Source organism: Wolbachia endosymbiont (group A) of Melieria omissa (assembly GCF_964031125.1).
Taxonomy (GTDB): domain Bacteria; phylum Pseudomonadota; class Alphaproteobacteria; order Rickettsiales; family Anaplasmataceae; genus Wolbachia; species Wolbachia pipientis.
This window is the reverse complement of the sequence record NZ_OZ035007.1, coordinates 630470-650791: the sequence shown is the minus strand read 5'-3', so window position 1 is coordinate 650791 and position 20322 is coordinate 630470. Positions and strand designations below refer to the sequence as shown.

The following is a 20322-nucleotide window of genomic DNA, read 5'->3' as shown; positions in this document are numbered from 1 at the left end:
CACAGGTCGCGAATAGAAAATATTTTTTATTTCACAACACAACTTAAGATTCAATTTTTATAATCTTCTTGTTGAATTACAAGACGCCATCTTTCTGTAGATAAAATTTCACAACTTCAGAGATAAACAGATTAATATCTTTGTGACTCCTTCGGTTGACTACTTATTGTTACACTACTCAAATAATGATTAGGATTATCATCTGCTTTGCTATTATCCTCTGACAGTTGGCTTTTCTGCCTAATGACAGCAGTCAAAAGATATTTTATTAATTGCTTCATAGAAAACTTAAGTTCTTGGCTACGTTGGTGTTCTGCTTCCTTAACTTCTCGATTTGAACCTTCAAAAGGAATTGCTTTGGTTGCTTGTACTACCTCTTTCACATTTTTGCTATTTTGCAAGTTATCAAGGTATTCTCTAGCTGTTATGCTTACTTCTTTTTTATCTAAATAATCCAGAAATTTTTCGCTATTTAACTTCATATCAGCATTAATGAGCAATGGCACGCTACCTTTTACATTAATTTTAGTCCCAAAGTCATATAATTGCACTCTGGATACTTCTTGACCATCAATTTTAATAAGACCAAGCTCTTTATCCTGTTCCGCAAGAAGTTCTCGTTCTGTTTTAATTTCTCTTGTTAGGGTTTGCTTATCTTCATCATCTAATAGATCATTAGCTTGATTAATATCAAAGTGTTCAAGGAGAAAGCCTTTTTCTCCTATTTCATAGCTGGCAAACCCCATTCCTTTTTCCACAACTTGTATAAGCTGATCAACGCTTTTTAGTTCAGAAACAAATGCTGTATTGCTATCAAAATACGCGTAATTATCACTCATTCTGTAAATGGCTACAACATGATTACTTGTTACTAAGTGAAGAGCAAAATCACCATTAATTTTAGCTATATAATTTGATAAATCACTAAGCACTTTACAACCCCTACTATGAGTTAAGCTTGAAGGCAAAGTACTTGTAACACAATCTGCCTGCTCTTCAAAATTACTAAGCAACTTACTAAAAGTAAAAGCCTCTTTTTCTTCCCTTTTCGATATCTGCTTACCTTGAGCTATACGCTCATAAATTTCAGATGAAGTTTTTAGATTATTTAAAAGTGATTTGTTTTCGTGTAAAGATAAAGCTTGAGATAAACCACGGGTAGTTGCTACGCATTTACCATTAACATTAACTCCTCGCTTTTCAAAAGAAGGCAAATAAAGGCCTTGTTTCACTAATTCAATAGATACATTTGGAAAGCTGCTAGATACAAACTGCAAAAGCGCTGCCTGTTGCTCTTTATCAAAATGTAATGACTGTACATGAGATAATGTTAATTCTAAGTACTCTAATAGTAGTTCACGTATTCCATTTTGATTTTGAAGTCGTATAGTGCCTCTAATCAATGGATCATTGTCACGACTTTGTCCAGCATTAGTACCAGTGTTTCGAAATTCTCTTGAGATTTCTCTTCTCAGATCTTGAAAGTACTGTTCATTTCTAGGAGGATTTTGATCATCCTGATTATTCAAGCCTGGAACATTTAACGTAAGACGGCGACGCATCTCATCCAACATACCTAGACCCCTTTCTCCAAGGTTATTATTTCCTTGTAAAACTTGATTGATATCTCTGGCATTTTCCAAAGCCCACAAGCCACAATTGTGATTATCTCTTTGTTGTACTAACAAATTACCTTGCTGATCAGCAAGAATGTTATGGATATTAGCATTATTAATACCACTATCTTCTAAAGCTAGTCTAACATCATTTGGAATACCGCCACCAGCTGAGTTAGCATAATAACAATAATAATTCTCATTTTGGTAAACAATAGTTAATGTAACCCAATGAACGTTACCTAAATTAACAATTAAAGTTAATATCCTTCTTTCACCATTTTCTCCACCACGAAGCCTTTGCAGATTTTCACGTACCCATTGATACTCTTGACGTACTACTTGCCCATCATCATCACGTCGCTCTGGCTCTGTTATCTGTGCTTCTGAAGTTATTGCAAACAATTGATCATTTTCAACATTAAAGCCATACCTTCTTGCAGCATCAAATACATCACGGTGTTGAAGCCAATAATGATAATTAAGATTATCTGTTGCAAAATCTAATGTAAGTATATCATGTACATTTTCTAGCTGATCAAAATTACCATTTGGATTATTTTGAATATACGCATTTATTAGTTGTAATACTTGTTCTTGATTACGAGCAGCTCTTCTTGGTTCATAATGACGATTAATTTTATGTATATAAAGATTTTCTGGAATAGTTATAAGTTCTTCCGCTCTCTGTGCAGCTAAATTAAGTACAACAGGACAGAAAACTATCTCATCTTCAGAAGTAATAGGCAAATATCCTCTTTGTTTGCTCATCAATTCTGTTATTCTGTACCTTGCCTCGTTTTGCTCCTGTTCTACTTCTTCTTCATTATCAGCAAATCCTAATACATATACAATTGGGTGAGTATCTGAATCATTCTCTGTAGGTTGCCTTAATAATAGGAGATCTAATCTATGCTCTGCAACTCTTGTATTTGCTCGCTCCACTATTCCTCCTACCATTCTTATATCGGAACTATATGTTTGACCTACCTTGTACCCAGCAATCACTTTATCAGGATTGTCACAAGTATAAAATACACCATGCAATATAGACCGAAACTTGTCCTCGCTATCTACATCTATTATTGCATTACCATTCATATCTTCTGGCATTAATACTCTGGAAATAGCCGTAAATAGTTCTCCGTGCTGAGCACCATCTTGCCAGTCATCATTCATAACTCCCTCTAAAATACCATGTACATTTTCAGCATTGGGAATTTCTACAAGCTGATCACCAAGCAAATCACCTCTATTCCCCAGCAGGTAATCTTCCGGTGTATTAAATCTAACTGCATTAGAATTTATTCCAGATCGATCATTAAGTGTGTATGTCACTACACCCACAGCAGCAATATTATCTTGTGGTAAACGGATTGCCTCTAGTTGTATATCATTGCTGGCTCTAATATGAAGTATAACTACATCAGAATCTTGAGCATGCAAGACCATAGTTAAAACGCTTCTTCTTAAATTCTGATTATTGTATCTAAATATGTATTTTGTTACATATGCTTCATCATCTTCTTCTAGTCGTACAGGGTGTATATCAAAAGCACTACTCCCAAAAGCAAAACCAGTCATATAATCAAATCTCCTATCGCGATTACCTTCATCTATTGGTATTTCGCGTGGAAGATGATGTAGTAAAAAATTTCTAGTTTCCTCTTGAATTTGTCTGTCTTGTCTATTTCGTACACGCTCAAATAATTTTTCTACTAAAGGAAATCTATCCTGTTGAAGTTCTACTGTATCAACACTAAAAGGATCTAGATCTATATATGGATTAAAATTTAATCCAACACAAACAGCATATCCTGATTCAGTATGAACAGGTACAAATGAAGAAGTATGTAATCTCTTAGCATTACCTCTAGCGCGATTTAATGCAGCACCAGAAGGCGTCCTCCATCCAATAACATTAATAACGATAGGAATGTTTTCTCTCTCTTCTTGACGATGTACAAGGAAAACAACACATGAATTTTCAGTAGACAAGTCAAGGTCAATATCTATCGTGTGGAGATGACTAAAATTTGCTAAAAACCCTAATAAAAATCCGTGACCCTCAAATTCTTGATTGCGATTTCTAATATCACTTTCTAGTCTGTCTGCGTAACGACGATAGATTCGAGTTATGTATGGCAAAATTTCTTCGTACATTCTATCTCTTACATCTTGCCTTTCGTTTCCTGCTATCATCTCTATAAAATTGTCAATTCGTTGTTGACCTGGTGCTACTTGTGCAAAAGTAATGATTCTATCAAGTCCTTGCCTTATTCTGGCGCGTCTAAGTCCTGCCGCAACTCTGTCATGTCTATCAAGTCTTCTTATTTCTCGTCTTAAGTGACGAATGTTCACTCTATGATCATGTAAAATTTCTCGTCTAATATAATTAACCTCAGATGCTGAATATTCGCCAAATTCACTTCTACCTTCATGATCTTCTTCACGAATCACTTCAAATACTGTTGAAATTCTCTCTCCCTGACCCTTGCCCTTTCCATGCATGCATACTTTGTATTGCTCAAAGCTTAGGTGTTCTTCCATTAAATTTGGATTTTGCCGTCTAATCTCTCGCACTAGAGCATCTCTTTCCCTTGTACTGAACCTTAACCCATCACTATTAGGGACGTCAGAAATGCTGTAACATCTTACAACCTGCTGTCCGTCAAGATTACGAGTCAAAACAGCAACTTTTAGGTTTCCTGTATTTCTATTTCTGCCTGTACGCGGATTAACACCATGATTATCAAAACGAAAATATACTTTTTCATCTGTTCTTAAAATTCCAGCATCATGTGCAGTAGCAAACATACTAAAAAAGAATATAGGAAGGAAACGACCTACACCCACATGATGCAAGAAAAATGGACAACGATCTAGAAAAGACTCAAATTCTCGTCTAAAACCCTCAAGATCTCTATCTACTAAACTTCTCACTAAAGACGCAAAACACCTCTCTATTTACTAGGACCAGAAAAACCACTTACATTGATGAAAGACTACTTATTACCACTAGGCGTAAAGGGCTTTTTCCTCTCAGGAGAACCAGAAGGACTCACATCAGGAGATTCAAGCTCGGACCCTGGCCCATCACCAGAAGCATCATGTCTTATGGGAGAACGAGAAAAACTGGGATCTTCAGCTTCTACTATTACTCTGGAACCACCATTCCTAGCAGGTAAGGGTTCTCTCTCTAACTTAGAAAACAATAACTCTTCTGCTAACTTGACGTAGTCCATACCTTCCTTCTTTCCTTCTCTGCCACATAATCTAAGATTTTCTATCATGACTTCTTTAAAAAGTGAAAACTTTTCAGGAAAGGAATCTCGAGCAAATAAGATTATATTTTTTATTTCTTCTTTCTCTATTTCTTCTTTCCCATCAGGCTTACAAACATCTTCTCGTTTCCAATTGACTATTAATCCTGCAAGCATACCACTTATGTGAACTGTATAATTAGAAGTATTAACAGCAGCCTTTTTGTATTCACTCAGTCTATCACACTCCCAAATCTTCATAATAAGAGATCTTGCTTGAACACTTGACTCAGGATTTTTCAACATTACATTTGAAATTGATGAAAGAAGAACTTCATATTCTCGCTGTGAGAATATCTTGTCCGAATGATCTCCTTGTTCTAAAAGTCCTCTATAACACCAGCACTGCATCAAATCATGAACTGTATCAAAAAAACATGAGTCTATTAATTCAGCAAGAAGAGCATACACTCCCTTATCTTTTCGTAGCAATCTTTGTAAAAGAACGCCTTTATCAGTTATGTTATTTACACAAAAATCTAAAATAGGAGCATCTTTCTCAACAGATTGAACGCGGGACAGAGCAAGAATAGCTTCTGTGAGCTTCTTTTCTTTATCTTCTTCTTTCAACAGATTATAAAAATACTCTACTCCTTCACTCCACTTAAGTTTTACAGCACTGTCAAAACCCTCTTCTGCATTACTAGGTTGCTTTAATTCCCCAGATTCTTTATCGATCCAGAAGTTAAATACATCACCATTTCTCTTCATACTACCTAACAGGGATTTTCGTACGTATTCGTTAATTTCAGTTTCAGTTTTGCCTTTAAATGCACCAGAAGGAACCCTTTTTTTATAAGCTTTAAATCTTTCTTCAAAGAGCTGATGGATTTTATCTACCACACAGTAACTACAAGCCATCTCGTATCTGCGGAGTGGATTATCTATTCTTATGCGAAGCGAATTATCTCTTTCATCTATTTTTTCTTCAGTAACCCTTTCACGCAAAAAAGTATTATTTAACCTTGTACCTGGCTTGTCTTTATCTAACTTTACCCAGCAACCTTCATCTTTGAATATGAGGCACAAAAACTCCAGCTTATCATCCTTCAAGCATTTTATGTGATCTACATAGGTCTCGACCCACCTTTTAATAGCTAACTTCCTTCCAGCCACAATGTCAGGATTTTCGTGTTTTATCACATCTTGTAGTTTTTTAAGTACCGCAGCGTGACGCTCTGTTTCTATTGGCATTTAAACCTCCCTATATCATGAAAACAACGCTATGGTACTAAATTTGTAACTAAGTTACAATACCTAACTACTCCAAAAAGACCTATTTTATATACAAATAGGCCTGGAGAGATATGTCTGGAATTATTGGGTATCTTCTGGAAATCTTGATTTAACAGCTACCACTAAGTTTTTTTTGGAGACCATAGGTGATGCACTTTTTGACATTGCGCTATTTATATTCCCAAGAATAAGGTCAATAGATATGTTGTTTTCAGAAGTATATTGATACAATTAACCGGAGAAGTGCTGGTGGCTTTAACTAAGTGGGTTTTAACCTCGCTCTTAAGTTCTGTTCAGCAGTATCTGCTCTGTTACGTTAATGTTAGGTAAGGTTATGGTTGTAAATACAAAATCCGATCAGCAGAGTGGTGAAGAAGATCTATATACTGTTTTGGGGTTTAAAGGAAAAGGAGATTTTCAAGACAAGATGAACAATATATTTAGTAATGATAATAAGGAACTTAAAAAACTACGGGACAAACTCTTTGGTAAATTAAAAAAGAAAATAATGACTGATGAAAAGAACAACCAGGCAGCTAAGAACGTTAATGATCAAATCACAAAGTCTAAAACTACTGAAAGTAAATTAAGTAATTTACTGGAATTTAAAAAACAGCTAGAAGCTTTCCTGAAGGATCAAGATAATCACGGTATTGTGTTTAATGAGATTGACTCTGTAAGTGTTGCCCCAGTTGTTGAAGTTAATGGTATAAATCCAAAATGGAGTAAGATTAAAAAGTTAAAAAAAGCTCAACCTCTCACCTCTAACAGGCAAGACTTTGAAAACGCTCTAGGGTACATAAAATCAAAAGAAGAAGTTATGGGGATTACATTAGAGGAGCTTAGTGAATACAAACAAAACTCTGTTAAGATTTTTCTACTGAACCATGTTAATTCATGCAAGAATAAAAGTTCTCAATTGCATTCTGGGGTAGAAGAAGCTACGGCAATACTATCAAGTGATAAGCTGAGGATTTTCTACGATGAGGCAGTAGAGAATAAGGTGCTACAACCGATATTATCTTACGGAGGATATAAACAAATATATGACGAAACGAACTATGCAAAAAATGAATCTCATGTTATAACCGAAAGGGAAGAACTTGGAAAGAACGTTAGAACAGTAATGGAGGTGAATCGCTTTATGAATGAAAGCAGTAGAAAAGATCAGAAAAATGGTACTAGTTCAACAGAAACTTCTACAAATTATAGACAAGAGCAAGTTGCCTCTAGTGATGATAGAACACTTTATAATAGTGATATACCTTCACTAGGTAGATCGATTGAGAGCAGCCGAAGTCGCCTGTTCATGCCATTTGGAGCTTCTGTTGATACGAGTACCCCGATTAAACCCCCTGCCAATCCATCTAACCTAGTTACCACTGGTGAGGATTATACTAGTAATGCAGATCTGAGTAATGAGTTCGGCGTAAGTGGCATGAGTAAAATTGTTGCGCCTATGGAGGTAGTAGTAAGTAATTTGGTAAAAATCAAAGAAATCGCAGAACAGCAGAGTAATACTTCACTAAGTAAAGAAGCAATAGATCTTGAAATAAATATGCGAGTTTTGATAGATGTTGTAGAAGGAGTTTTCAGAGATTGTAATAACGGATCAGCACAAAATTATCCTAAAAACATGCCTATTGAATCAGGATTGAAGGTATTGGAGCAGATGAATGAATCTTTAGATGAAAAGGTTCAAGAGTTACAGAAAAAAGTAGATGAGCTTGAAGAGGAGAATAAGGGTTTTCTAGACAAAAATGATAAACTTAAGGAAAAACTTGCTACAGCGAAAGAAGAAAAGCAATTGCTATTTGATGAAAAAGAAAAGATGCAGGAAGTTATAAATGGTCTGAATGAGAACAATCAACGATTAAGGCAAAAAATAAATGGGTTAGAAGATGATTATGAGTATGTGCTCAGAGCGGAAAAGACAAAAGGAGAAACCAAAGATTCGTGTATACAAGTGGAGAATGCAGATATACCGGAAGGAAAAGCTGAGTTACGTGAAGACTATGAAATTAAAATATTAAAGCTGCAACAAGAGATAGATGCAAAAGGGACACAATGTAAGGGATTGCTATTAGCAAATAGTATATTACGAAGAAATATAGAACGATTAGAAGTCATTGAAGAATGCTTGAGTATCGATCCCTCACATTTTTGCTCTGGAGAAAATTTGTATAATGAGCTTATTCTAACTAATGAACAGCAGGAAAATCCTGATATATTAATCCGGGATGAGATGGATTCAAAAGTTGTCACTGAGTCTGTGGGTGTTAATGTAAAACAAGGTTATAGTAAAAGGACTAGTAACCTATCTCGAGTCTCTGAACAAAGTTCAGCAGTAAAATCTCAATTCTCAGAAGCAAGAGCTCAGAGTAGAAAGCAAATAATTTATGCTGCTTCTTCTTTTATATTATCTGGAGCATTTGCTGTTGGTATAAGTTTAACAACGTCTCATTTAGGAGTATCTATTACACTTGCTTTTACTGCATTGACTCTCCTTACATTGGGATGTTATTGTTCGTATAAGGCAAGTACGACGCTTAGGAATATTCAACTTGATCAAACTTTTAAAATGGCTGATCATGAAGCTGTTTTTATGTTTCCCAGCTTATAACTATGTGGAAAAATATATTGTTTTACTCACCTCAAGAAAAGAGATAAGGGGGAAGATAAAAAGGTCTATCAGTTATCGGTGCGGCAGATTAATCTCTGACGGTGATATAGAACATTACTTATTTCTCTAGAGAATAGGGGATTAGTGAATAAATTCTAGGTGTAGAAGGAGATATAGATGAAGAAAAGACCAAATTTAGTAGAAAAATTAGCAAGATTTCTTTGTGCATGATAGTGAGAGAACAGCAAAGTAGTCGTATCAAGGGATTAGTTTATGTTCTGAACTAAGCTTTTCGGTAGGTTATAAAAGAGGTAATATCGAGACCTTCCTTTGAAGTTCCAGATTATCAGAGTACTTTGCTCTTCTGAAGTTAGTGATGTTGGAGTACCTCTGGGTCGCAGTACTGATAACCAGAATTATGGACTAGGATAAAAAAAGAGCAATCAGCATGTGCCTAGATTTGAGCAGCAGACATAAACTTGAAATTACTATCAATTGGGTAAAATTGGAGAGTTTTAAATGGCTTGGCCATGTAAGGTATTCAATAAACTCCCATCTTTAAATTTGATCAAGCTTAGTTGAAAGAGTGGGGATTTTAATAATTTATAGCTCTTTTTACAATAATCCGAACAGATCATAATATGCTACTGCTCTACCATAGCCATAAGCACATATCTTATCCTATTCGGACTATTGCGAGAAGTGCTATACCTCAAATCTAATTAAGAGTTAAAGTGAGAAGATGTTTTAGTTTTTATGCACCTTCCTCTCTACTAATTAAGGCGTTCTTTTTATTTGCGGCTTTTCAGCCGTACTATTCTTCTTAGCAACCAATCCGGTACTTCTCTACCCTTTTCCCACTTAGCAAACCTCATCTTTTCTTTTAGGTAGTACTCTCTGTAAGCTTTTACTGAATGACTAGACTTATATTGATCTGGTAACGCCTGTACAAAAGGCTTTATATCGGTTGATTGAAAAACAAGCAAATTCTTATTACTATCACACCAATCTATAACTTCTTCTGATTTATGTTTTCTTTTATATCGCCAAGTATACTCTTTGCACAGCTCCCTTCCGTATTTTATTAACCAGAAAAAGTTCCCTTTTGACTGTCTAGCCCATAAAGAGCAAGGATGGTTTTTGTGAGTAAGTTTATATGGAACTTCTATATTTTGGTTTGTGATACTGACAAAAGGGTTTGGTGCTTTTAACGCTGTTGAAAAAACATTACTGAGTAATTGAGCAGTTTCTAATGGCATTTTCACTATATGCTTATCGCATAACATTCGTGCTGCAATTACTGGGTTTTCATCTAGTACAAAGATGTTCATCTAGGTGTCAAAAGATAAAATCAAATTAAGTCTTTGACTTCGTTAACTGTAAGACCAGTAGTTTGAGCTATAATATCAATGGAAACAACTGCTTTTAGTAGATTCTTTGCGACCTCAATTTTCTCTGCTTTTCTGCCTTTTTTATGTCCGATAAGGATGCCTTCTTCTCTACCTTTTTCAGTAGCATCATCGAGTTTTTGTTCCAAGATAGCAGCTTCTTTCTGTAGATCCATTACCCTTTCTTCATAAGCTAATAGGTCCTTCTCATTCCAATGGAACTTACCTAACTCATCATATGCTAGCTTTATTATTGGTGATTTTTCTGCTATTTTCCTTAAATCTTCATCAGTTGTTTCTTCTGCATATTTAAAGAAAAATAGCCAACGATCTACTACATTTTCTAGCTGCTCTTCTTTACTCTTAGGAAACTTTGGCAGCTCAATAAAGATAAATTGAAAATCTTTTAAGTCATGCTCGTTAGTTTTTTCATCTCTTATGGTATGGCTAGATATATAATCAAGCTTATCAGGAAATAAATTACAATTGGAAATAGCAATAAAGAAAACCTTCTTTAAATCAATGTACTTACCACCTTTATCAGCCTGCCTTGAGTAAGCCTTAGCAGCATATAATTGAGCCTGTTTTTCAAAGCCTTTATCACGAGCGAGTTGCATTTCCGCAATATACCTATTTCCATATGAATCCTTACAAAGAACATCAACAATGCTTTGTTTATCAGAAGCAATCTCAGGATCCATAATAGTGCTAAGGAACTCAACATCTTGAATAGCGTTAACCCCAGTAAAACCTAAGATGTCATTTAAGAAGTGAATAAGGATATTCTTATTTTTCTCAGTGCCAAACACTCGTTTAAAGGACAGGTCGAATTTTGGATCAAGAAACTTAGAAAGAGCCATGAGAAAGTAAGTTAAAAAGCATTGATAATTATACACAATTATGAAGAAATATTCAACTAAAATGCAAACATTTTGTATATCTTTATTTTGTAGTATTAACCTATATAATATTTATGGCAAATATCTCGATAAGGTACCAAATAGCGCAAAAAGTAAGGAGCTGGAGGTTAAAGCGAGGTTATACTCAAAAAGATTTAGCGGAGAAAATCGGCGTAACGTATCAAATAGTACTACAATATGAAAAAGGAACACGTAAAATTTCGATTGAGAAGTTATACGCTATGGCAGAGATATTATCAATTAATATTAAGGATCTTATTCCTGTATCAAATGAAAAAATCTGTCTTGAAGATGAGGGGGAAGAAATATTAAATTTAGTAAGAGAATATAAAAAGATTAATGATCAAGAGTTACGTAAGATATTTTGTTTACTAACCAAGTTTGTTCAAATTAGTGAGAAAAGTAGTAAAAAAACGGAGAGAATAAAAATTGCAAAGGGTTTGGTTAAAGAAGGAATTTCTGTTGATATTGTTGCAAAAACAATAGGTCTCTCTGCTGATGAATGTGTTGAAGAAAAAGTTGGTTCTATCTACTGCCAAATAGGAAAAAAGAAATATCTATTACAAGGTCTAGTTGTGTGTCAAAACTGTGGATATGCGTATAGTGGTGCACAATGTGGAGTTGAAGGAAAAAAGTTTAGCTATTATCGCTGTGGTAGTACTATACGTATTACTGATGGTAGGGAGAAGTGTACTAATAAATTGGTCCGTACAGATATGTTAGAAACAGCTATATGGGAAAAGGTGAAAAATTTACTAAAAAACCCAGAGATAATAAAAAATGAGTATCACCGTAGAATTGCAGAAAATAAAAATGATGAATCATCAGATAAGAAGTTTGCAAGAAGGGAAAATCAAATAAAACAAGGCATCGAAAAGTTAATGGAAGACTATTATAGTCAAGAAAATGTAGGAGATAAAGGATATATAAGTGAGGAAGAATTTAAACAGACGATGAAAGGAATGAGGGAACGCTTAAGAGGGATAGAAGAAGAGAAGAAAAAGGTAGTTGATCAAAAAGCAATAGAGAAGGGAATGAACCTTATCATCAACAGTATAAAGAGTCTTTATTCCAGTGTAAAATCTAATTTGGAACAGCTAGATTGGCAAACTAAGCGTGGCATCATTAAAGCATTAGTAGAACGAATTCAGATTGGTTATGACCAGGTAGAAGTGGCGTTTAGAATCGAAGAACCAGCACAGGATGGAGAGATTTTTAATTTGCAACATTGTACTGGACGTCATGATAAGGGGGCTGGCGAAGGGTGTCAAGGAAGTTTTTCGTTTCATCCAATGCGCTGCCAAAAGTTTGTTATGCAAGAGATCCCATAAATTGGGTGTCATAATAACTACACCCACATTAATTTTGGTGTACGTGACCTTGAAAGATCGTGATTCAATACTTAAATTATTAGGGTAGTAGGCAAATAATGGAGCTCAAAATGCATAATGTACAAGAAACTGAAAATTTAAAATTTGACGCTGAGGTAGGGAAAGTACTGAATATAGTGATTCATTCACTTTACACCAATAAAGACATTTTTCTGCGTGAATTAATATCAAATGCATCAGATGCATGTGATAAGTTGCGCTATGAATCTCAACTAAACCCTAATTTGCTAGATTTGAGTGACGAATTAAAAATCACTATCAGCTCCAATAAAGATAAGAACGAGCTATATATCACTGATAATGGCATTGGAATGAATAGACAGGATTTAATAGACAATCTTGGTACAATTGCAAGCTCTGGTACGCAAAAGTTCTTGGATGCGATTAAGAATAGCAAGGATTCAAGCCAAACTGTGGAGCTGATTGGGAAGTTTGGTGTTGGTTTTTACTCAAGCTTTATGGTTGCATCAGAAGTAATAGTAGAATCGAGAAAAGCTGGAGAAGAGGAGTCTTGGATCTGGCAATCCAAAGGAGATGGGGAATATTCAATCAGCAAGTCAGATAATCAAGTCCCTCGCGGAACCAAAATTACGCTCATTATGCATCCTGAAGAAAACGAGTTTTTAGATAAATTTCGTGTTGAAAGTATTGTCACTACTTACTCTGATCACATAAATTTTCCTGTTGAATTTATAGACGAAGAAGGAAAAAGTGAAAAGTTAAACAGTAAGGCTGCAATTTGGACTAAGCCAAAAAATGACGTTACTCAAGAGGAGCACAACGATTTTTTCCGCAGTGTTGCTCACGTTGGCGGGGAGCCCTGGATGATATTGCATAATAAAAATGAAGGTGCAATAGAATATACAAATTTGCTTTATGTTCCTTCTATAAAACCTTTTGATTTATTCCATCCAGATAGACGTTGCTCTGTGAAGTTATATGTAAATAAAGTATTTATCACTGAAGATAACGTACAGATTATACCACAATACTTGCGTTTTCTGAAAGGCGTGGTTGATTCACCGGACTTGCCTCTTAATATCAGCAGAGAAACGCTGCAGAATAATCGTGTTGTTGAGCAGATCAGAAAATCTCTCACTAAGCGTGTGATATCAGAGCTCGGTAAAAAAGCAAAAGAGAATTTAGAGGAATATACAAAATTCTGGACCAATTTTGGTGCAGTTTTAAAGGAAGGTCTTTGTGAAGCTATGCCAACTGATGAGAGAGAAGCACTACTCTCAATTTGCAGATTTCATAGTACTGGTGATGAGAAATTAGTCAGCATTGATGACTATATAAGCAGAATGAAGCCTGAGCAGGAACATATCTATTATCTCACCGGAAATAGCCTCGATTCAGTGAAAAACAGTCCGCAACTTGAGGGGTTCGTCAGTAAAGGGCTGGAGGTTCTTCTGTTCGTTGATCCAGTGGATGATTTCTGGACTAGTGTAATTCATGAATATAAAGATCAAAAGTTTAAGTCTGTGACTCGCGCTGATGTTGATTTGGAAAAATTCTCTTCAGAAGAAGATAAGAAAAATGAAGAAAACAAATCGAATGAAGAAAAAACTGAGGAAACTATATTGCAATATTTTACCACAGTGCTTGGAGATTCAGTAAAAAGCGTAAAAATTTCCAAAAAATTGACTGATAGTCCCGTATGCCTAGCGGTTGATGAAGGTGCTATGGATCTTCGCATGGAGCGTTTTTTGCGTGAACAAAAGCAGCTAAATTACCGCACGCCAAAGGTGCTTGAAATTAACACTAAGCATCCTGTAATAAAGAGTATAATGAAATCTTATGCTGAAAGTGGTGAAAACCCAACATTGGAGGACATGGTTCACTTATTGTTTTACCAAGCTTGCGTCGTGGAAGGCGAAGAGATGGATGACGCGAGCAGCTTTGCTAAGAGACTGAATAATTTGCTTGGCAAGATTTCTGTTTAATGCTATACTTAGCTTAGCTGCTAGTTAGGAGGTAAAACATGTTTGGTTCCAATTTTAGAGACTTTGTATCACAAGATACAACTTCACAGGGCCAATCAAATTCTGAAAGATTAATCAAAAGTTGGCATGGTTTTGAAAAACCAGATTCTGAAGATTCAGGTATTGAAGAAGAGTTTGAAGTTTTAGATAGCGAAAGTCAAGAGATACCAGCTACTCCATGTAGCACACCCCCTGAAGATCTAAGTTTAGAGAATGCAATACTTGCAAACTTTCCTGATGGTTGTGATAGGTCGTTTACTGTAGAATTAAAAGATGAAGATTCATATGGTATCATTCCTAAAAACTTAACTTTTGCTGAGATTATAAATATCTTAAATCAAGCTATACAAGAAGATAATTGTGAAGAATTAGACAAGGTTGTACAAAATATTGAAGATTATGAAGGCAGGTCTATTACGCTGGATAATGAAAATCTCAAAGATTTCTGTTCAAATCAACTTAATTTGGAGTTACAAAACGGAAGCAACCATCAACATATATATTCAAATGTACTATCACAATATAAATTTGATCAAGAGGGTTTCAAGTATGATTATTCAGTAAAAGAATTGGTACTATTGGCAATTGCAGCTAATGACAAGCTAGTAGAGCAATATCAGGATTTTCTTTTTGCTGAAGGAAATTTAAGTCTTTTACCTCTCCTTGTTGGTGGTCAAAAATATATTGAAGCTTTTATAGAAAAATTCCATGGTACCGATGGAGTTTATGGAAGATTAAAAGATCAAACTATACAACTTGTCGAACCTAATAAGATTGGTTTTTTCTCAGTTATAGCATTAAGAAAAGAGCAAGAATTATTAAATGCAGTTTTTGTCGAATACGTTTTAAGAGATTTTGGACAGGTGTTAAAAACAAGTAATCCTGATTCTTTGTATGGTGTGCTTGAAACAGCGTCTCTGATCAAAAATGAAGAATTCATCACGATAGTGCTGGGTGCATTTGAAAGATATATTAATAAGCTAACTAAAAAAGCCTCAACAGAAGAGTTATTAAAAAAGAGTTTTGTTACTTTATTAGAAACTGCGATAAGCCAGGAACACACATCTGTCATTGAATACCTGTGCAAACGATACACTAATAGTGCAGATCATGCCATTTACGATGTATATGAACAAGCATTTGCGGATGATAAAGTTATTACAATACTAGGGCAACAAATCCTGAAAAACATAGGAGCTCGTGGCAGAAAAGAAATTTATGATTTAATTCTGAAAACTGCATTGGATGCTGGTAATATTGCATTTATCGAGCACTTGTGTGAAAAATGTGCTAAATGCAGCAATGATGTTATCGGCTATCTCAATCAAAAATTTAAAAATAACGAATTTGATAACATACACGAATCAATCCTCATTGCATTGTCTAATGTTGAATACACAAACACAGACGTTATAGTCGAGGTGCTTTTTTACACTAAAGAAATCCATCAAAACGTATCACATAATGAGCAAGTGATTAGGCCGGTCATACAGAATATACTGAAAAATGCAACACACTACTCAATAGGCCAAGAAGATTACTCCTTAGTCAAGGAAGTATGTTACTTATACACAGAAGAGGGTGCAATTAACGTAATTTTTCAAGAGGAGTGTAAGATTTTTAAATCTAGCATAGAAAAGCGCATAGAAGATCTGGAAAAGGAAAACAAATTATTGCAATCTGAAGCTTTACGTGAATATAACAGCCGTCTTCCAGGTATTGTAAATGGATTAGTTCAGACTGCTTGCATAGTGTATGATGAATACACTAAAGATCCAAAAGACAATAAACGTCAAAAGAATATTGATCTAATATTCAGTTTAATGCAAATTAGAAATATTCTGCAATTTTCTATTGATGTGCAAAAATATTCCTGTCATGAACGTCAAGATTTGTGGGATGAAATGTGCCAAACTCCTGGAACTTTTATAATACGAAAAAGAAGTAATAACGTTGCAGATGAATTAGAAATTCCAGTTATAACAAGTGACATTCTATCAGAAAATCCAGGACTTGAAAGTACTGGCAGTCAACAACCACAAGAAAATGTGGACAGACGAGAAAATATTATGAACAATGAAGAGGCTTCAATAGAAGAAGCTATAGATAATGATTATAGGGGGGGTAAAATGCCTAGAGATAAAAAAAGTACAAAGCAGAAAATGTCTAGAAATAAAAACAGCACAGAGCAGAAATTGTTGAATGCTATCTACATTCCTAAGACGATGGAGAGTTACTTAAAAAGGAATAATATAAAAGATGAACCTATTTTGAAGAGTATCATAGACAAAGTAAATGCTGAAATTCAAAAGAAGAAGGAGGAGGAGAAGAACATTATCAATCCAGGTCCTACTAAGAAGCAAAGATGCATTGATCAGAGAAACACACTCTTAAAAACTAGAGATTTTCTTGAAAAAAAGATCAAAAGCATTGGAACTGATGCTAAGGCTGCTGTATCATCAGTAACTGATGTTAGCGCTACTACAAGTAGTCACGAAGCTCCTGTTAATATTGATGATGAGAAAAAACAAGCTCATGCTCAACCTGCTGAACATGTACCAGAAGAAAGTGCAAAACTTAAGGCACAGCCTTCTAATACTCAAGAGCAACAAGAAGTTTCTGAGACTCCAGTTCCAGAACAAACGGATGATATTGAAAGTTTAAGTACACAGGACGCTCTTGTTCCTCAAAGTAAAAGTGCTACCGTGTTATCAGTTGATAGCGATGAGGAAAAACAAGCTTCTCTAAGTGATGAAGTTTTTTATGATGCAGAAGAATCTATGTTAGGTACAACAAATAGTAAGGATGGTTCTACGCTTGAAGGTGATAGTGATAAACAAGAGCCACAACCAAAATCAGTGCCAACACCTTTAGTAGCTAAAGAAAATTCTGGACAAGTGAATAATGTTCAAAGTAATGGTAGACAGTCTGATAATCAAAACAATAAAGATATACAAGATGTTAGCGCTACTATAAGTGATCAGGTAACTCCTGTGAGTAGTGATACTGAAAACAATAAAGTGGAAAAAAGTGGTGTGAGTTTACAAAGCAGCGGCTATGTGGACAATAGCACAGTATTATCCTTTGTGGATAGAGAGCGTGTTATTCATGTTGATGCGCAGGTTTCAGGGGATGTGAGTTGTCTGGTTGAAACTATTAGTGAAGATACTGATGAAGTTGCAAGTAATCAAAATGGTGTACTTTTGCTGGAAGCTCAACCTATGGTACAGAGTTATGATTCAAGTGAAAAAGGTAATACTAATTTGCAAAGTGCAGGTGATAGTAGTGTAGGTGTAGTGTCAAAGAATGGTAGTGATCAACTACCTGCCGATAATCTAGAGCAGAATAGCAAAGGGGTGGATGATAGTAGTGTATCTGTGCAGTCTATAGGTATGGTGATAAGTCAATCTAATAGTGCTTCCACTATAACTCTGGATGATCACAAGCCTCTCATGAAAGATATAGAAAATGATAATGATCCAAGTGAAGAAGATAATGATTCTCCACAGAATATCAAAAAAAGCACATTGTCTACTATAGTTGTTTCAACACTAGTCGTGGCTGCAGTAGCTTCGATAGCTATCTCTGTTTACTTAGAAATGTTAGCAGTGGGGATAGCAGTTGGAGCTTGTTGTCTTATTGTAGCTATAGTTACCTACTGCTATAGGCCTAAAACCTTAATTGAAAACGATAAGGTCGAAAGGGTTAATGATGATATGCAAAAAATTACACCTTGCTGTAGCTGACGATGAATAAATATAGTAGTCTATCGTTTAATAATTTATTATAATTGTATTAATTATTAGTGAATAAAAACTTGGTAAACTACGAAGAAATATTCTTAAACAAAATCAAAGATATAAAAGATGAGGGGCGCTACCGTGAATTTACGCACTTTGCGTCATTGCCAGGTAGGCTCCCCCACATTATGGACTATGAAAGAAATAGGGAAGTAATCGTCTGGTGCAGTAATAATTATCTGGGAATGTCGCAGAACGAGAAAGTTATTGCTGCTATTCAAAATTCATCAATTGGTGCGGGGGGAACAAGAAATATATCTGGTACAACAAAAGAGGTTGTCGAACTGGAAAAATCCTTAGCTTGTTTGCATAAAAAAGAGGCTGCTTTAACTTTTGCTTGTGGCTACCTCGCTAACCAGACAACACTTAGCACTTTATCGTCTGTTATTCCTGGCGTAGTAATTTTTTCAGACGAGAAGAACCATTCTTCGATGATAGAAGGCATAAAATCAGGAAAAAGGCCAAAACATATATTTAGACATAATGATGTTGATCGCTTAGAGCAGTTGTTAAAGTCCGTAGACACAAAAACACCAAAGATAATAGCACTTGAATCCGTATATTCAATGGATGGCGATATAGCGCCGCTTAAAGCAATATGCGATCTTGCAGATCAACATAATGCAATTACCTATTTGGATGAGGTGCACGCAGTTGGCATGTATGGTTCACATGGTGGCGGAATTGCAGAAAGAGAAGGCCTGATGGATAGAATAACCGTTATTCAAGGTACACTATCAAAGGCTTTTGGAGTGATGGGTGGGTATATAGCGTCTTCAAAGAGCTTGGTAGATGTAATAAGAAGTTCCGCTCCAGGATTTATTTTTACCACTGCTATGTCGCCTGTTTTAGCAGCGGCAGCAAAGGCAAGCGTTGAACACCTAAAATCAAGCAACATTGAAAGGGAAAAGCAAAAGCAAGTCGTTGAAAAAGTAAAAAACTCACTGAGAAATGCAGGAATTAACTTCATTTTAACAGAAACTCATATAATTCCAATAATAATTGGCGACCCAGAGTTATCCAAAAAAGCATCAAAATTATTATTTGATGAGTATGGAATATACGTTCAACATATAAATTACCCGACAGTTCCAAGAGGAACTGAGCGTTTCCGTATTACCCCTACACCTTATCATACAGATGAAATGATAGAGCATTTAACAGAATCTCTTGTAAAAGTTTTTGAGAAGTTGTCTATCTCTTTAGCCTGTTTATGCTATAGCTAGTACAGCCCTACGTCATACCGCGATTTATTCGCGGTATCTCAGCATGGATTCCGCTAACAAGTAGCGGAATGACGAGTTTTACGCTTATCAAATTGTAGGTAAACATAAATTACTTTAGCTATAGTTTTATATCTCCAGCAATAATCAATCCGTTGTCTTCTGTTAGCCTTCCACCGCTTTCTTGCAGAAAAAGTCTACCGAGCAAGGTTTTATATTTGTTAACTCCAGAATAAACTGTTCCTCTGTGCCTTCCTGCCGCAAGGTATGCAAAGCCTAAAATTGTTGAACCGATGGAGCGTACACTACTATTGCCAGGCAGCAATTTATTTAACAAATTACCACTTACATCTATTAGACCCCCTTCACGGCTTTTCACCCGCATTTTTATATGACGAGATCTAAAATCCTCAAGAAAAGCACCTTTCTTTTCTTCTGCCCAAAAAGTTTCTCTAAGAGCCGGAGCATCAATTACAGCTGCCACAACTTTATTTTTATGAATGAGACAGACTGATACTGCAAAATAAACCATGCAACTAGAAAAATTCTCCCTGCCCTCTATAGGCATAATAAACCAGGTATAAGTGTCATCTTTTACTTCTTGATCAGTATCATCTTCAAAAATAAAATCATAGTCTCGTTTGTAATCGTGCAAGCAATCGTATATGGTTTGCTTGGATTTTGAATAAGTTTTATTGATAAAGTCTGCTGATTTAACATTAGAGATTTGTAATTCATTAAAATCGCGCATAAGCTGCCTGGAAGCACTACGCACAGAATCAAGCATCACATTAATTCGTGGTGATGAGATGGACAT

10 protein-coding genes and 1 pseudogene are annotated in these 20322 nt (G+C 35.4%); 6 read left to right on the top strand and 5 right to left on the bottom strand.

All coding sequences use genetic code 11. The features are described 5' to 3' along the window. Nucleotides 1-131 precede the first annotated feature (131 nt). Together ACQH2Q_RS02965 and ACQH2Q_RS02960 are read right to left on the bottom strand one after the other, a co-directional pair. The gene (locus tag ACQH2Q_RS02965) at nt 132-4559 is read right to left on the bottom strand and encodes a hypothetical protein (protein WP_425383593.1); all 4428 of its coding nucleotides are present in this window, start codon (nt 4557-4559) and stop codon (nt 132-134) included. Nucleotides 4560-4621: 62 nt separating this feature from the next. After that, nucleotides 4622-6133 carry a cytoplasmic incompatibility factor CifA gene (locus ACQH2Q_RS02960; protein ID WP_425383592.1) on the bottom strand — a complete coding sequence of 504 codons (1512 nt, stop codon included), beginning with the start codon at nt 6131-6133 and terminating at the stop codon, nt 4622-4624. Between the two features lie 376 nt (nt 6134-6509). Here ACQH2Q_RS02960 and ACQH2Q_RS02955 point away from each other — a divergent pair, with 376 nt between their 5' ends. Continuing rightward, nucleotides 6510-8798, top strand: coding sequence for a TomO hydrophobic C-terminal domain-containing protein (locus ACQH2Q_RS02955; RefSeq protein WP_425383591.1), 2289 nt, complete (start codon nt 6510-6512; stop codon nt 8796-8798). A gap of 791 nt (nt 8799-9589) precedes the next feature. On the opposite strand, the gene ACQH2Q_RS02950 is transcribed toward ACQH2Q_RS02955, so the two are convergent. Both ACQH2Q_RS02950 and ACQH2Q_RS02945 read right to left on the bottom strand, forming a co-directional pair. Further along, a complete protein-coding gene (locus ACQH2Q_RS02950; RefSeq protein ID WP_182309724.1) occupies nt 9590-10129 on the bottom strand; it encodes a pyrimidine dimer DNA glycosylase/endonuclease V in 540 nt (179 codons plus the stop codon). A 20-nt stretch (nt 10130-10149) separates the two neighbouring features. Continuing rightward, entirely contained in the window at nt 10150-11046 is an 897-nt protein-coding gene (locus ACQH2Q_RS02945; RefSeq protein WP_265024244.1) for an Rpn family recombination-promoting nuclease/putative transposase, read from the bottom strand. A 113-nt stretch (nt 11047-11159) separates the two neighbouring features. Between ACQH2Q_RS02945 and ACQH2Q_RS02940 the strand changes: the two are divergent. The 5 genes and pseudogenes from ACQH2Q_RS02940 to hemA form a co-directional block, all read left to right on the top strand. Beyond that, a pseudogene (locus tag ACQH2Q_RS02940) lies at nt 11160-11657 on the top strand (helix-turn-helix domain-containing protein); the annotation flags it as partial. Between the two features lie 24 nt (nt 11658-11681). Next, a complete protein-coding gene (locus tag ACQH2Q_RS02935) occupies nt 11682-12437 on the top strand; it encodes a zinc ribbon domain-containing protein (protein WP_425383614.1) in 756 nt (251 codons plus the stop codon). A 110-nt stretch (nt 12438-12547) separates the two neighbouring features. Further along, nucleotides 12548-14443, top strand: a complete 1896-nt coding sequence (gene htpG / locus ACQH2Q_RS02930; RefSeq protein ID WP_425383590.1) for a molecular chaperone HtpG — start codon at nt 12548-12550, stop codon at nt 14441-14443. 38 nt (nt 14444-14481) lie between these two features. Further along, the gene (locus tag ACQH2Q_RS02925; protein ID WP_425383589.1) at nt 14482-18228 is read left to right on the top strand and encodes a host RNA manipulator TomO; all 3747 of its coding nucleotides are present in this window, start codon (nt 14482-14484) and stop codon (nt 18226-18228) included. A gap of 71 nt (nt 18229-18299) precedes the next feature. Beyond that, nucleotides 18300-19508 carry a 5-aminolevulinate synthase gene (hemA, locus tag ACQH2Q_RS02920; protein ID WP_264339582.1) on the top strand — a complete coding sequence of 403 codons (1209 nt, stop codon included), beginning with the start codon at nt 18300-18302 and terminating at the stop codon, nt 19506-19508. A 118-nt stretch (nt 19509-19626) separates the two neighbouring features. On the opposite strand, the gene ACQH2Q_RS02915 is transcribed toward hemA, so the two are convergent. After that, on the bottom strand, nt 19627-20322 hold the full coding sequence (locus ACQH2Q_RS02915; RefSeq protein WP_012673414.1) for an inositol monophosphatase family protein: 696 nt from the start codon (nt 20320-20322) through the stop codon (nt 19627-19629).

What these genes read in the sequence shown, in the direction of transcription:
- ACQH2Q_RS02955 (WP_425383591.1), top strand. Translation starts at nt 6,510, where the DNA reads ATGGTTGTAAATACAAAATCCGATCAGCAGAGTGGTGAAGAAGATCTA.
- htpG (WP_425383590.1), top strand. Translation starts at nt 12,548, where the DNA reads ATGCATAATGTACAAGAAACTGAAAATTTAAAATTTGACGCTGAGGTA.
- ACQH2Q_RS02915 (WP_012673414.1), bottom strand. Translation starts at nt 20,322, where the DNA reads ATGTCCATCTCATCACCACGAATTAATGTGATGCTTGATTCTGTGCGT.
- ACQH2Q_RS02945 (WP_265024244.1), bottom strand. Translation starts at nt 11,046, where the DNA reads ATGGCTCTTTCTAAGTTTCTTGATCCAAAATTCGACCTGTCCTTTAAA.
- ACQH2Q_RS02960 (WP_425383592.1), bottom strand. Translation starts at nt 6,133, where the DNA reads ATGCCAATAGAAACAGAGCGTCACGCTGCGGTACTTAAAAAACTACAA.
- ACQH2Q_RS02950 (WP_182309724.1), bottom strand. Translation starts at nt 10,129, where the DNA reads ATGAACATCTTTGTACTAGATGAAAACCCAGTAATTGCAGCACGAATG.
- ACQH2Q_RS02925 (WP_425383589.1), top strand. Translation starts at nt 14,482, where the DNA reads ATGTTTGGTTCCAATTTTAGAGACTTTGTATCACAAGATACAACTTCA.